The organism is Armatimonadota bacterium (assembly GCA_022563855.1).
Lineage (GTDB): Bacteria > Armatimonadota > Fimbriimonadia > Fimbriimonadales > Fimbriimonadaceae > JADFMN01.
Genome location: JADFMN010000008.1, coordinates 12,762 through 26,266, shown reverse-complemented (window position 1 = coordinate 26,266; position 13,505 = coordinate 12,762). Strand labels below are relative to the sequence as shown.

12 protein-coding genes are annotated in these 13,505 nt (G+C 61.2%); 9 read left to right on the top strand and 3 right to left on the bottom strand.

What is annotated here, in order from left to right; translation table 11 throughout:
• Nucleotides 1-6: 6 nt before the first annotated feature.
• Nucleotides 7-195 carry a 50S ribosomal protein L32 gene (rpmF, locus tag IH944_10455; protein ID MCH7904972.1) on the top strand — a complete coding sequence of 63 codons (189 nt, stop codon included), beginning with the start codon at nucleotides 7-9 and terminating at the stop codon, nucleotides 193-195.
• Nucleotides 196-242: 47 nt separating this feature from the next.
• Here rpmF and IH944_10450 read toward each other — a convergent pair whose 3' ends face one another.
• The 3 genes from IH944_10450 to recN all read right to left on the bottom strand — a co-directional run bounded on the left by IH944_10450 (nucleotide 243) and on the right by recN (nucleotide 5,224).
• Complete coding sequence (locus IH944_10450; protein MCH7904971.1) at nucleotides 243-1,865, bottom strand: DUF4139 domain-containing protein; 1,623 nt, start codon at nucleotides 1,863-1,865, stop codon at nucleotides 243-245.
• A gap of 62 nt (nucleotides 1,866-1,927) precedes the next feature.
• Entirely contained in the window at nucleotides 1,928-3,493 is a 1,566-nt protein-coding gene (locus tag IH944_10445; protein MCH7904970.1) for a hypothetical protein, read from the bottom strand.
• 72 nt (nucleotides 3,494-3,565) lie between these two features.
• A complete protein-coding gene (recN, locus tag IH944_10440; protein ID MCH7904969.1) occupies nucleotides 3,566-5,224 on the bottom strand; it encodes a DNA repair protein RecN in 1,659 nt (552 codons plus the stop codon).
• A 53-nt stretch (nucleotides 5,225-5,277) separates the two neighbouring features.
• Here recN and IH944_10435 point away from each other — a divergent pair, with 53 nt between their 5' ends.
• From IH944_10435 to IH944_10400, 8 genes are all read left to right on the top strand, one after another.
• The gene (locus IH944_10435; protein MCH7904968.1) at nucleotides 5,278-6,207 is read left to right on the top strand and encodes a cation transporter; all 930 of its coding nucleotides are present in this window, start codon (nucleotides 5,278-5,280) and stop codon (nucleotides 6,205-6,207) included.
• On the top strand, nucleotides 6,204-6,680 hold the full coding sequence (locus IH944_10430) for a DoxX family protein (GenBank protein MCH7904967.1): 477 nt from the start codon (nucleotides 6,204-6,206) through the stop codon (nucleotides 6,678-6,680). Before IH944_10435 ends, IH944_10430 begins: the two co-directional genes overlap by 4 nt.
• Before the next feature lie 8 nt (nucleotides 6,681-6,688).
• Nucleotides 6,689-8,509: a M3 family oligoendopeptidase gene (locus IH944_10425; GenBank protein MCH7904966.1), complete on the top strand. Its 1,821-nt coding sequence runs from the start codon at nucleotides 6,689-6,691 to the stop codon at nucleotides 8,507-8,509.
• A gap of 320 nt (nucleotides 8,510-8,829) precedes the next feature.
• Nucleotides 8,830-9,321, top strand: a complete 492-nt coding sequence (locus IH944_10420; protein MCH7904965.1) for a hypothetical protein — start codon at nucleotides 8,830-8,832, stop codon at nucleotides 9,319-9,321.
• A gap of 57 nt (nucleotides 9,322-9,378) precedes the next feature.
• On the top strand, nucleotides 9,379-10,779 hold the full coding sequence (gene pyk, locus IH944_10415; protein ID MCH7904964.1) for a pyruvate kinase: 1,401 nt from the start codon (nucleotides 9,379-9,381) through the stop codon (nucleotides 10,777-10,779).
• Between the two features lie 24 nt (nucleotides 10,780-10,803).
• Nucleotides 10,804-11,088, top strand: a complete 285-nt coding sequence (locus tag IH944_10410) for a hypothetical protein (GenBank protein MCH7904963.1) — start codon at nucleotides 10,804-10,806, stop codon at nucleotides 11,086-11,088.
• Nucleotides 11,085-11,774: a hypothetical protein gene (locus tag IH944_10405; GenBank protein MCH7904962.1), complete on the top strand. Its 690-nt coding sequence runs from the start codon at nucleotides 11,085-11,087 to the stop codon at nucleotides 11,772-11,774. Before IH944_10410 ends, IH944_10405 begins: the two co-directional genes overlap by 4 nt.
• 66 nt (nucleotides 11,775-11,840) lie before the next feature.
• Complete coding sequence (locus tag IH944_10400) at nucleotides 11,841-13,346, top strand: YifB family Mg chelatase-like AAA ATPase (protein ID MCH7904961.1); 1,506 nt, start codon at nucleotides 11,841-11,843, stop codon at nucleotides 13,344-13,346.
• Nucleotides 13,347-13,505: the final 159 nt, after the last annotated feature.

Below are 13,505 nucleotides of genomic sequence, written 5' to 3'. Positions count from 1 at the left end.
AGGATCATGGGACTGCCAAAGAGAAAGATTTCGAAGCAGCGCAGAAACAAGCGCCGCACGCACTGGACGACGGACATGCCCGAGATCACGCCGACGAAGAACGTGGGCGGCGAGCAGTACAACCTCCGCCACAGCGCCTCGCCAGATGGCTACTACAAGGGCAGGCGGCTACCCGGCTACAAGGACAAGACCTAGCAGAATCCTAGTGGGGAGCCTATACCGTGTCGGCAGGGGCTCTTCTTTTATCTGCTTGGTCGGACGTACGTGTAGCTCGAATACTCGATCTCGAAAGTGCGGGTCTCGCCAGGGGCAAGCTCGAACTCCCATTTCAGCGAATAGTCGAAGTTGAGCGTGTCCGACGTCGAGGTCTTAGACTCGACGACCCCGCGCGACACGCGGTTGACCTTGCCGCGCAGAGCGTGCGCAAGAACGACTTCGACCGACCGTGAGCTGAGGTTCGTGATTTCGACCGTATCTTTGCGCACGTGCTCGTCGAAAATCCGACCGTCCCTCAGCTTGACGCTCGCAAGGTTTATCTTCACCGTCTCGGTCTTGATGTCGCCGATGAGGTACGGCGCTCCTCCGAGCGACAGCTCGACCTCGTCGCCCATGTACGTGTAGGGCACGGACGTCTTGCCGATCAGCTCGCCCCCGCGCGTGATCATCGCCGAGGCGCGGGTCAGCGGAACGTCAAGCTCGTTGTCAAACGTAACGAACCGCTCGGCGCTGAAGGCAGCGGTATCGCTTCTGCTGCGAACCTGGTGCACCAGGCGGTACTCGATGTCTCCCTGGTCGATCACCATGTATCTGCGCTCTGCGGTCTTCAGCTCGAACTCGGGGATCGCGTAGATGAAGAAGTTCTCCGTCTCCACGCTGCGCAGGTCCTTGTCTAGCTCACTGAACTCCCTTTTCATTCCTCGAGTCATGAAGCTGTTCGAAGACGGGTCGTATGAGACTCGCTCGATACCGGCCGGGACGAGCCCTTCGCCCGATTTAAGGGCAGGTACGCCACCGAAGCCCCCGCCGCCGCCAAACCCCCCGCCTCCGGCCCCTCCATACGACTGTCGACCCTGCACAATGGCGAGCCGCTGCTTGTCCTCAGTTGCAGTGAGAATCGCACTGAGCGCGCTCGTCAGAGGATCGACGGTGTTGATCTGGTCGATCTTCGGGAAGCCGCTCATGAGGCCGACGTCGATCTTGTCGAAGTCTCCGATGGAGTTCATCACCGTCGCCTTCATGGTAAGCGCCAGCACTCCGTCGTTCTTCAGCTCGAGGTTGTATGCCGGCAGCCAGCTCACGCCCTGGACGAGGCTGATCATGTAGATCGATCCGCCGGTGCCGGGCTCCGAAGCGACCCTGAGGGTAGGGATCTTCACCTCGGTCTCGGCGGTCGTGTTAAAGTCTCCGAACTCGCCCTTCAAGCTTCCGATGCGACTGTAGTCGATCGCTCTTATCGAGTCGGCGGTCTGAAGGAGCACTTGGGAACGGGTGGCGCTGATGATCTTGCCCGTGACGAGCAGCTCCTCCTCCCGGCTGTAGTCGTAGACGGAAATCGTAACCGATTTCCCAACGTTTAGCGCCAGAATCTCCGGGATCGTGGTCGCCGTCTCGCTGATTGCTTCGTCGTCGACCCAGGTTACTGTTACGTCGTTAATCTTGGCGTACTTGCCGGGCGTGAACCAGAGCGTGCCTTCGACGGCCTGCGGCAGCGCACGGATATAGGTCGTGCCCGACATGTTGAGCCAGGTCTCGGTCACAACGAAGCCGTATCCGTTCCGGAAGATCGTCGCGCCAGTGATGTTCGTTTCTGCGAAGTCGATTGCGCCGGGCGCGATGACTGCGGCGGCGAGCAAGGTTGTTAACATCTCTTTCTCCAATGACTATGTGTCAAACGAAGAGGATACTGCCCAGTTTCCAATCTCGTTCGCTAAGGCGTCGGCACGTAGACCTTGAACTCGTACTTGAGCTCGACCCTTTCGCCAGGTTTCAGCTCCAGCGTCCACCTGATCTCCGAGTTCGGGTTCAAGCTTCGCAGCCCGGCCCTGTTCTTGATCGTCGTGCCGTCGCGGTCGGCCATGCTGACCTCGCCGACGAGCCACTTGGTCACTTTGACCGTCACCGTCTCCGACTTGTAGTTGACGACCTCGATCGTGCCCTTCGCGCTGACCAAGTCGTGCGCGCGCGTGTAGCTCGTCCTTTTGATCGCGGCTATCTCGCGGTCGACCTCCTGCTCGTCGAGGTCGGTCTGGATGTCGAGGGCCTTGGTGATCTTGAGGTGCGCCTTGCCCTTCGGGGCGACGTAGCTGAGCATGTCCTGGCCGATGATCTCGCCGTTCTTGAACGTCGTGGCCGCGGCCGTCGTCAGCGGGAAGCTGGTCGGGTTCTCAAACTCCAGCGTGTGCCAGACGTCGAACTTCTGCGCGATCGGCGCCGACACGTTGACGTTCGCGTTCTGCCACCAGCCGGTCTCCGGCAGGTCGAGCGTGTACACGTGCTCGTACTCCGCTTCCTCTTGGAACAGCACGTAGTATCCGCGCTCGCCGCGTTTCAGCGAAACGCCTTCTTGCGTGTAGAAGAACAGGTCTTCCAGTTGCATTCCTTCGAGCTGACCGACGTCGAACGGCTGGAAGCCGCCAGCATCCGCTCGCTGTTCTGCCATCCGGGCGCCTGCAAACACCGCGTTCTGCGTCAGAGCGCCGCCGCTTCCGGGGGCGCGAAGGCCCATCGACATCATTGCATTTAGAAACTGATCGATCGAATTGCCGCTCGACAGCGGGTCGAGAATGTTGATGAACCGCACGTGCGGGAAGCCGGTGATCAGGCGCACGTCCACGTCGTCGAGGTCTTGCGTGTCGTTCAAGATCGTCGCCTTCGAAGTTATCTTGAGCTTCTTCTCGTCGGTGATATCGACGTGGTACCCCGGCGCCCAAGTGAGCCCGCGTTCCAAAGAGATCGTGTACAAACTTCCGGCTCCCGTGGCACGGATGCGGAGGGCGTTCTTGCTGGTCTTGGTCGACTTTTGGAAGACAAGCTCGCCATCGCGCGACGTTATTCTTCGGACGGTGTTCTTGTGTACGCCGATGCGAGAGCCGTCTGCGAGCTGCAAGACCAGCAACGAGCCGTTGGCCGAGAGAATCGTCCCGGTGAGCGTGCGATTGAGCTCGCCGCTGCCCATTTCGAGCAGCAGCGTCCGCCCGACGTTCGCAGTCAGGAGTTCATCCAGCGAACTCAGGTCGGCCTGTCCGTCGGTTACGATCTTCGTCGAGACGACCGATTGGATCTTGATGCCGGATGACGCGGTCACCCACAGCGTGCCCAGGGTCGCGCCGCTCGGCTGCGCGATGAGTACTTCACCGGCTATGGGCAGCGGCGTCTCGCGCGTGATCACGGCGTAGCCGTTCTTGAACAGCGACGCGCCGACGATCTTGGATTCAACGACGTCCGGGTTGGGGGTAGAAATGGTGGTTGCAAGTAGCAGTGCTGTGATGTTCATGCTCGGGAGCCTCTAGTTCTCAATCTGTGTCGTCTCGCGGCCAGAAGTTCAAATCTCATTTCGTGATTGGGCCTATCCGAGGAACTCACGCGCATTTGCCAGTGCCTTTTCGCCGACCTCCTCTCCCGCGAGCAGGCGCGCGACCTCGCGGACGCGGCCATCGTCGCCCAGCCGCGTCAGCGTTGCGACGGCGCGCTGGTCAGATTCATCCTTTGTCAGCAAGAAGTGGTCGTCGGCAAGACCAGCGATCTGCGGCAGGTGGCTGATCACGATAACCTGGCAATCGGATGAGAGCTGTTTCAGTTTCTTGGCCGTTAGCGCAGCAGCCCTGCCGGAGAGCCCCGTGTCGAGCTCGTCGAAAATCAGCGTCGGCACGCCGGCCCGGCCCGCCGACGCTACCTTGACGGCCAGCATCAGCCGCGAAATCTCGCCGCCGCTCGCTATCTTGGCTAGCGGGCGCCGCTCTTCTCCGAGGCTGGCCGTAAAGAAGAACTCGACAGCGTCCGCCCCGGTTGCGTCCACTTCCTTTTCGGACATCCGAACTTCGAACTCGGCGTTCGGCATTGCCAGCTCGCGCGCGCCGTCTGTCACGAGCCTGCCAAATTCGGACGCCTTTTCCGAGCGAATCTTCGAGAGCTTCGCGGCTGATTTACTGAGAGCGCCTTCTGCTTCTCGCACGCGCTGAACAAGCGCCTCTTCCGATGCGTCGGCGTTGACAAGGCCTCCCAACTCTGCCTCCGCATCGGCAAGATGCTGCAGAACTCCCTCTTCGCTGTCGCCGTACTTTCGCCGCAGCGTCCTCAGCGCGTCGATTCTCCCTGCCGCAGCCTCCAAGCCGCCGGAATCCATGTCGAGCGCCGCAACGTATTTGCGCAGGTCCGTAGCGGCTTCCTCAAGCGAGAACAGAGAGTTCCTGATCGGCACGAGAATCGGCTCGACCTCCGGATCGAGCTGTGCGCTGGCTTCAAGACGGCGAATGTTCTCGCTCAGCAACTCTTGCGCAGATCGCTCGCCCTCGAACAAGCTCTGAAGCGCCTCGTTCGTCGACTGCGAAAGAGCCTCGGAGTGCTGCAGTCGGTTGAGCTGCGCTTCCAGCAGCTCCATCTCGCCAACGACAGGACGCAAGGACTCGATCTCCTCGATCTGGAACTTGAGCATATCGATGCGCTGTGCGGCGTCGCGCTGGCCTGTGCGCACCGTTTCGAGCTGTCGGCGCAATTCTTGCAGGCACGAAAAACCTTCGCTGACTGTGCGTCGAACCTCGGCTGCGGTCTCTCCGATCCAATCGTCCAGGAATTCGATCTGACGGTCAACGTCAAGCAAGGCCTGGTGGGCGTGCTGCCCGTGCAGGTCGACGAGCGTTGCACCAATGCTGCGAAGAGCGCCGATCGTCGCCAGTCGTCCGTTCAGCCGCACGGTTGAGCGACCGGCGGCGCTCACCTCGCGGTGGATAATCAGCGTCCCTTGGTCTAGTTCGACTCCGTGCGCCTCGCATGCGGAACGCCCTCGATCGTTGCCGCTCAGGTCGATAGAGAGGTTGACGATCGCTCGATCTGCGCCCGCTCGAACCAGCGACGCGTCCGCTCTGCCGCCCATCGCGAGGTCCAGTGCGTCGACGAGTAGCGACTTCCCGGCCCCCGTCTCACCGGTCAAGACCGTCAGGCCAGCCTCAAACGACACCTCGCAAGTGTCGATGATGCCGAGATCCTGAACGCTCAGCTCTCTGACCATAGTCGCATTGCAACGATACCCGCGTCCGCAGCGGTGTCAAAATACAAATAACCGTGGATCACGACAACGGCTCAAGGATCGCCCGTCGGGCTGTTGCGATTGCGCTCGGTTCGACGATAGTCGTCGTCGTTTTCAAGCTAGTCGCTGCGGCGGTGAGCGGGTCGATCAGCGTACTGGCAGAGGGCTTGCAGTCTCTGCTGGACGTGTTCATGTCGTTGCTGGCGCTCTGGGCGTTGCGGATCGCGGCTGCGCCGCCCGACCGGGACCACCCGTACGGGCACGGCAAGGCCGAGCTTCTCACAAGCGCGTTTCAGATGATTCTGGTCATCGTCACCGCCGGCATCATCATTTGGCAGGCTGCGATCAGGCTGAACGAGCCCAGGGACATCGACGTAGGCTGGGGCCTGTACGCGCTCGGGTACGCGGCGTTAGCCAACACCGCAGTGATGCTGTATCTGCGTCGGGTGCTGAAAAAGGCCAACTCGCCGGTGCTGGCTGGGGAGATCGAGCACCTTCGAGCCGACACCTTGGCGTCTGCCGGGATTTTCGCTGGACTCATCGCGTATTCGATCTTCGATTGGCAGCCCCTCGACGCTCTCATCGCGATCGGTTTCACCTTCATCGGTGGGTTTTTCGCGGTGCGGCAGTTGCGCCGGGTCATCCACCCGCTGATGGACGGTTCGCTGCCGCCCGGCGAGTTGAGGAAGATCGAGGAGGTCCTCGCAGCCCACCCGCGAGTGCTCGGTTTCCACAACGTGCAGACTCGCGAGGTCGGCAACAACCGCGTGGTCACGCTGCACACGCTACTGGACGATGACCTCAGTTTTGTCGACGCGCACGAAATTGCAGAGCAGATCGAGGACGAACTGAGCGTCAAACTAGGAGGCGCGTTCGTCACTTTACATTACGAGCCGTACAGAGCAGAGATAGAGCACAGGGAGCAGGAGCACGGCGCGAACGGCGATGGACGGAGCAAGCAATGACAGGTGAACTGAGAGCCCAGGGGATCGCGCTCTTTATCGCGCGGCTGGTTCTCGGCTCGCTCATGCTCTACTACGGGTTGCACAACGTATTCGGTCTGATGGATGGGCCTGGGATCGCATCTGCCGCCACAAAGTTCTCCGAGAACTTTGACGTCCATTCGTCGATCGGGTACGTCGCGTTCTACGGCCAACTCGCGGCGGGAGTTCTTTTGCTAGTCGGTTTTATGACGCGCATCGCTGGAATCTTCGTCGGCACGTTGATGACGATCGCCGCCGTCAAGGGAATTCGCGCAACTGAGACTCTGGTCATGACGACAAGCGAAGACGCTGTAGCGGCTGTCGGCTATCCGACAGCGCTGCTCGCGCTTTCGCTCATGTTGATCTTTCTCGGGGCGGGCATCTGGGCGGTCGATACGTTTCTTGTCGAGAACAGTAGGACCGGTCGCCGCGTCCGCCGGTCGCGAGAAGCATAATACGGAGCATGGCTACCACGGTCGGAGACGTCGCGGCGAAAGGCGTCTGCTGGGACTTAAGCGATCTTTTCAGCGGGGTTGACGATCCTCGGATCGAAGGGGCTTGGTCTGACCTGAACTCCCGCGCTGACGAGTTTGCGTCGAAGTACCGAGGCAAGGTCGCAAGCGGTGAGATGTCCGCCACCGAGCTTGCCGGCGCGATCAAAGAGCTTGAGACGATCTCGCAGGACGTCAGCAAGCCGATCACTTTCGGGCACCTGCTGTTCGCCGCAGATACCAGCGACCCGGCGTTCGGCGCTTTCATGCAGTCGCAGATGGAGAAGGGCTCGGAGCTTCAGATCAAGCTGATTTTCTTCGAACTCGAGCTTCAGAAAGCGGACCAGGCGTACATCGACGGGTGTCTGGCGGACGATGCGATGGCGAACTACGTCCATTTTGTGAACGTTGCCCGAACCTACACGCCACATATGCTGAGCGAGCCGGAGGAGGTGATCCTCGAAGAGACGGCGAACACCGGCTGTCGTGCCTGGGTGCGGCTGCACGACGAGCTGACCGCGAACCTAAAGTGCCCTTATCTTGACCCTGTGACAAAAGAGAGCAGGGATTTGAGCATTGAGGAGATCGGCAACCTGTTGCGAGAGGGCGACAGAGACGTGCGGCAGGCGGCGGCGGACGCTCTGACTGAAGGGATGCACAGCATCGAGAAGGTCATCGTCTACACCTATAACACTCTGCTCGCGGACAAGAAAGTCGGCGACCGCTTGCGCAAGCACGAGTACGCCGAGCACTCGCGCCACATGGCGAACGAACTCGACAAGGAGACGGTCGACCTCGTCATGCAACTGTGCCGCGAACGGTCGGACCTCGTCGAGCGGTATTACAACGTCAAGCGCGAGATCCTCGGCCTAAAGGAGTTGACGCACGTCGACCGGTACGCGCCCTTATTCGAAACCAAAGAGAAGGTCGCCTGGGACGCGGCAAGGAAGATCGTGCTCGACTCGTTCGGCGAGTTCAGCGCACCGATGGCAGAGAGAGGCAAGGAGTTCTTCGACAACAGTTGGATCGAAGCGGAGCCGCGCGACGGCAAGACGGGCGGCGCGTTCTGCAGCTACATCACCGCCGACCTTCACCCGGTCATCCTGATGACGTATCTCGGGAAGCTCGGCGACGTGATGACGCTCGCGCACGAGTTGGGGCACGGGGTCCACGCTTCGTTCAGCCGCGACCAGACGGAGTTCAACTATCACGGCACTCTGCCGTTGGCCGAACTGGCTTCTATCTTCGGCGAGATGCTCGTTTTCGAGAACATCATCAAGGGTGCGAGTACGAAAGACAAGCTCGCGCTCTACGCCGAGAAGATCGAGGGGGTCTTTGCGAGCGTACACAGGCAGGCGGCGATGTTCCGGTTCGAGCAACGGTGCCATACGTTGCGCCGCGAGGAAGGCGAGCTGAGCAGCGAGCAGTTCCGCGAGATCTGGCAGGACGAGATGCAGTCGATGTTCGGCAGCGCCGTGAAGCTCGGCGGCCAGCACGAGTGCTGGTGGCTGTACGTCGGCCACTTCTTCTTCGCGCCGTTCTACGTCTATGCGTACTCTTTCGGCGAACTGCTGACCCTCTCGATCTATCAGATGGCGAAAAAGGAAGGGCCGGAGTTCGCCGCCAAGTACGAGCAAGTCCTGCGGCTCGGCGGCTCGAAGACTCCGCCCGAGCTGATGTCGATCCTCGGCGTCGACCTGCACAGCCGCGACTTCTGGGTCGGCGGTTTCCAGGCGATCGAAGCGATGGTCGGCGAGGCTGAAAAGCTGTGGGGCGAGGTCGGTTCGGATTAGTTCGGGTTCGTTCGGATTGGTACGGATTAGCTCGGAACTCAAGACTCGGGACTCGGGACTAGAGACTCGGGCCTGACCGCGGCACGCCTTCGACCCGCTCCGAATCCCTCCCCAGGCCTACCAGCCAACGTCTGTCTCGCACTTTCGTGGCCGGGGGAGGTTAGGTGGGGGCTTGGTCGTGTTTGGACTGAGAGTCCAAAGGCCGGGATGCGGACTGGAGAGTCCGCGCTCCTTGGGTCGCGCCGACAGACCCTGTCGGGCCTGACGGTGGCAGGCGCTCAGGGGGTAAAAGACAGGGAGTTTCCACTCTGGAGAGAAATATGAGCACCGGTACTACCACGAGTTTCAGAGAACTGACCAAGACGCGCCTGCAAGGCTCGCTGGACCGATACAGGAAGGACATCAAGCACTTCACCGACGAGCAGTTCGCCTCCTGCCCCGGCGGAGAAGCGCGCTCGCCGCTCGCCATCACCGCCGAGGTCGGCTTGTTCAACCATGCCTGCGCCAAGATCATTTCTGGCGAAGATATGCCCGAAATGACCGAACAAGCGATTGGCGAGGTGATGGCTTCTATCGACACGCGCGAAAAAGCGACTGAGAAACTGATCAGCGGCACAGCAGCGCTCGAAACGGCGATCGTGGCCGCGTCCGACGACGACTACCAGAACGAGGTCAAGGCGCCTTGGGGACAGACCGTCACCAAGCAGTACATGGCAGAGGCGTGCTGCATGCATATGGACTACCACGACGGCCAGCTCAACATCATCCAGTGCATGAACGGCGACACGACCGTACACTGGATGGAAGAGTAGCCGCGCCGAGACGGGCGGCGAATCCGTCCGCAAGTACAGAAGAACGGAATCTTCGCCATGAACCGCCGCACCAAGATCGTCTGCACTCTAGGCCCTGCCGTGAACTCGCGGCAGGGCGTCGCATCTCTGATTGAGGCAGGCATGAACGTCGCCCGCTTCAACTGCAGCCACGGCGACTGGGACACCAAGGGGCGATGGGCGACTTGGATTCGAGAGTGCGAGCCGACGTTGGCCCCCATCGCCATAATGGTCGATCTGCAGGGGCCGAAGTTCCGAATCGGGCCAATGCCGAACGGCTCGTTGGAGGTTCACGCCGGCGAACTGCTCACGATTGGAAGGTCGGAGGAATCTACGCTTCAGATTGAGCGCGACGACGTGTGGGAGGCGATGGAGCCTGGGGACAGTCTCTTGCTCGGCGATGGCGAGGTCCAGATACAGATCGACGACCGCGATGGCGAGCATTTCAACTGTACGGCGCAGTGCGACGGCACGGTCCGCTCGAGGCAGGGTCTCACGGTCGTCGGCAAGGTGTTCGACACTCCGGCGCTGACAGAGCAAGACCGGAAGGACGTCGAATCAGCGCTCAACGTCGATGCTGACTTCATAGCGTTGAGCTATGTCCGGCGGGCCTCCGACTTGCGCGACCTGCGACTGCTCGTAGACAAGCGCGACACCACGGTGCGGCTGGTCGCGAAAATCGAGACCAAAGAGGCGCTCGACGACCTGGACGAAATCCTCAAGATCGCGGACGTCGTCATGGTCGCTCGCGGAGACTTGGGCCTCCAGATGGAGCTTGAAGAGGTGCCGGTCGCGCAGAAGAAGATCATCAGAATGTGCAACGCGTGCGGAGTGCCGGTGATCACTGCCACTCAAATGCTCGAAAGCATGATGCACTCCCCGCGCCCGACAAGGGCCGAGGCGAGCGACGTTGCCAACGCGATCCTGGACGGAACGGACGCCGTGATGCTGAGCGCCGAGACGGCTACGGGCGAGCACGCGATCGAAGCGACTAAGACGATGGGCGAAATCGCAACGCGCGGAGAGTCGCTGCTAGACCACGCTCGTCTGATGTCGCGCGGCTCCGAAAGCATGGCGAACAAGGATACGGACTCCGTCGCCAACGCCGCCGTGCATATCGCGGCGTCGCTGAGCGTTCAAGCGATCGTGACGACCTCCAGCAGCGGCATGACACCCGTGCTGGTCAGTCGATACCGCCCAGCGGTACCGATCTGGTGCGTCACGTGGAACGTGCGCACTCAGCGTCAAATGGCGATGGTGTGGGGCGTAGAAGCGGTTTTGGTCGAACTCCCGACAGGCACGGATGAGTCTATCGAACGGGCGATCGAGGCCCTTTTGGACCTAGGATTGCTCAAGGTCAAGGACAAAATCGTCGTGACAGCTGGGGTGCCAGTCGGCGCACCGGGGCACACGAACCTGATTTTGGTCAGGAACGTTTGATACAATAGGCAGATAGAGGCAGCCATGGATGGCAAAAGCGAAAACCTGCGCAAGTTCGGATTCGGAGTGCTCATGGTTCTCGTTGCTTCCGCAGTAGGCTTCTATCTGAGTCGCGAGCCGTGGGCGGCGTTTGCGGAAGAGCGGGTCAAAGAGCGAGAGACTGTGGATTCGATGCGAGAGATTGAAGAGAGACGGGCCGACCTGGTGCGCCAGCGGGCGAAGTACAACAGCAGCTCGGGAAAGGAGGAGCTTGCGCGCAGTCGGGGCTTTCAGCGCGTGGGCGAAGAGCCCGTCGAGGTTGCGCCGTGATCGCCACCGTCATAGCCCTCGCCGCCATCCAGCACACCTTGCGAATTGAGTTCGTGGTTGGGGCGACGCACAAGTACGAGCAGCGGCTGAGGTACGTCTCGGAGGACGCGACCGAGATGCTCGAGTTCGTCACCGACCTGACTTACGAAGTTGCCGAAATCGACCCGACCGGTATGGCCAAGATTCGAGTTGGCCGCTTGCTGACCGAGACGATCGTAGACGGTGAGTCGTTCCCTCAGAAAGACCCAAAAGCTGTGAATTGGACCGAGGAGCGGCGCAGTCCTCGCGGAGACGTATACGACCGTACCTTGACCGGATCCGACGGCCTTCTCAGGGCAAGGATCGAGAGGCTGTCAGACATTCAGTTCGACGCGGAGTCGATCGAGATAGGCGGGACGTGGACGTTTGAGTGGCCCGACGACGATCCGAACGGTCTGCCTGGCGCGGTCTGGAGCTACAGGCTGGAGAGCGTCATCGAAGGCGTCGCTGAGATCTTCGTCGGCTACTCGGAACTCGGCGTTCTGCCCCCGATCACGGCGCGCGGCCTCGTCAAGGTGGACGCTGAAACCGGCTGGATCATCAGCTACGAACTGGACGCCAAACACCTGATCGTGCCAGGTGACGACGAGCGGATGCCGATGATCCTTAGGATGACCTTGATCCGCAAGGACGCCGATTCGAGCTAGATTGGTATCCTAGGGCCGCATGAGGCGGCACACCTCGCATTCACCGCAGAAGGGTTGGGCCCAACTATGATCGCTCAGGCCCGCGCGGCAACGCTCTCCGGGATCGACGCCCTGCCGGTAGACGTCGAAGTCGACATCCAGGGCTACCCGGTCAAGTTCGTCTTGGTCGGACTGCCGGACAAGGCCGTCCAAGAGAGCGCAGAGCGCGTATACACGGCGATCCGCAACAGCGAACTGGTGTTCCCCTCGAACCGCGTAGTCTGCAACCTCGCCCCCGGTGACATCCGGAAGGAAGGGCCTGCGCTCGACCTGCCGATCGCGGTCGCCGTGCTTGCGGCGAGTGGTCAGATCCCTTCGGGCAGCTTCGACGACACCGTCTTCATGGGCGAGTTGGGGCTCGACGGAGCGTTGCGACATGTGGACGGCTCTGTTAATGTGTCGCTGATGTGTCGCAATATGGGCGTCAGCCGACTGATCGTTCCACAGAAGAACGCGGCGGAGGCGGCGATCTCCGACGGCGTCGAAGTGTTCGGCATGAAGAGCCTGCTGGACGTCGTCGAGCTGTTGAACGGTTCGACCGATTTCAAGCCGTTCGAGCACGCGCTGGCAGCTTCTATAAAGCGACCGGAGTACGACGTCGACTACGCGGACGTGAAAGGGCAGAAGCACGGGATTCGCGTTCTGGAAATCGCTGCTGCGGGCGGCCACAACGTCTTGATGGTCGGCCCGCCGGGCAGCGGCAAGACGATGCTCGCGCGGCGTCTGCCGACGATCCTCCCGCTGCTGGAGCTGGACGAGAGCATCGAGGTCACGCGCATCTACTCCGCTGCCGGCGAGAAGAGCGGGCGCGAGGGCTTGATTTGGGAAAGGCCGTTCCAGTCGCCGCACCACACCTCCAGCTACGCCGCGATCGTAGGCGGAGGCAAACACCCGAAGCCGGGTCAGATTAGCCTCGCACACAACGGCGTTCTGTTCCTGGACGAGATGCCGGAGTTCAACCGCGAAGTTTTGGAGGCGCTGCGCCAACCGCTGGAGGACGGCGTCATCACGGTCGCGCGAGTCGAGGCTTCCATGACCTTCCCGGCAGACACCATCCTCATCGGCGCGATGAACCCTTGCCCGTGCGGCTACAAGGGGTACCCGGAGGAGAAGTGCGTCGGCGCTGCAGCCTGCGAGCGGTACGCGGGCAAGATCAGCGGGCCGCTGCTCGACCGGATCGACCTGCACATTTCTGTCCCGCGCTTGAAGCCCGAAGAGCTGACTGACAAGCCGACCGGCGAAGCGAGCGAGGTGATCCGCGAGCGGGTTTCTGCGGCTCGGCAGCGGCAGTACAAGCGCCTCGGCGGCCAGCGCATCAACGCCAAAATGACGCCCTCCGAGACCCGCGAGATCATCGCCATGGACGACGAGTGCATGGAGTTCATGAAGCTCGTGTCGGCAAAGATGGCGCTCTCGGCCCGAGTTTTCGACCGAATGCTGAAAGTCGCCCGCACGATCGCCGATCTAGCTGGCGACGAGCAGGTGCGCAAAGACCACCTGAGCGAAGCCGTGCAGTATCGCGTGACTGGTTAGCTCGGAGGTTCGGGGGTTCGGATAACTGCCAACTGCCAACTGCCAACTGCCAACTGCCAACGATCCCTCGACCCTGGCCCCCGGAACGTGGCCCCGCAGTTCCCTCTCCCTTGGGGGAGGGCTAGGGAGGGGGTGCGAACAGTAAAAGTCCTTTCCGAA

Excerpts from the sequence above, each read along its gene's own strand:
- IH944_10445 (MCH7904970.1), bottom strand. The coding sequence starts at position 3,493 with ATGAACATCACAGCACTGCTACTTGCAACCACCATTTCTACCCCCAAC.
- IH944_10410 (MCH7904963.1), top strand. The coding sequence starts at position 10,804 with ATGGATGGCAAAAGCGAAAACCTGCGCAAGTTCGGATTCGGAGTGCTC.
- IH944_10425 (MCH7904966.1), top strand. The coding sequence starts at position 6,689 with ATGGCTACCACGGTCGGAGACGTCGCGGCGAAAGGCGTCTGCTGGGAC.
- IH944_10400 (MCH7904961.1), top strand. The coding sequence starts at position 11,841 with ATGATCGCTCAGGCCCGCGCGGCAACGCTCTCCGGGATCGACGCCCTG.
- IH944_10450 (MCH7904971.1), bottom strand. The coding sequence starts at position 1,865 with ATGTTAACAACCTTGCTCGCCGCCGCAGTCATCGCGCCCGGCGCAATC.
- IH944_10420 (MCH7904965.1), top strand. The coding sequence starts at position 8,830 with ATGAGCACCGGTACTACCACGAGTTTCAGAGAACTGACCAAGACGCGC.
- recN (MCH7904969.1), bottom strand. The coding sequence starts at position 5,224 with ATGGTCAGAGAGCTGAGCGTTCAGGATCTCGGCATCATCGACACTTGC.
- pyk (MCH7904964.1), top strand. The coding sequence starts at position 9,379 with ATGAACCGCCGCACCAAGATCGTCTGCACTCTAGGCCCTGCCGTGAAC.
- IH944_10430 (MCH7904967.1), top strand. The coding sequence starts at position 6,204 with ATGACAGGTGAACTGAGAGCCCAGGGGATCGCGCTCTTTATCGCGCGG.
- rpmF (MCH7904972.1), top strand. The coding sequence starts at position 7 with ATGGGACTGCCAAAGAGAAAGATTTCGAAGCAGCGCAGAAACAAGCGC.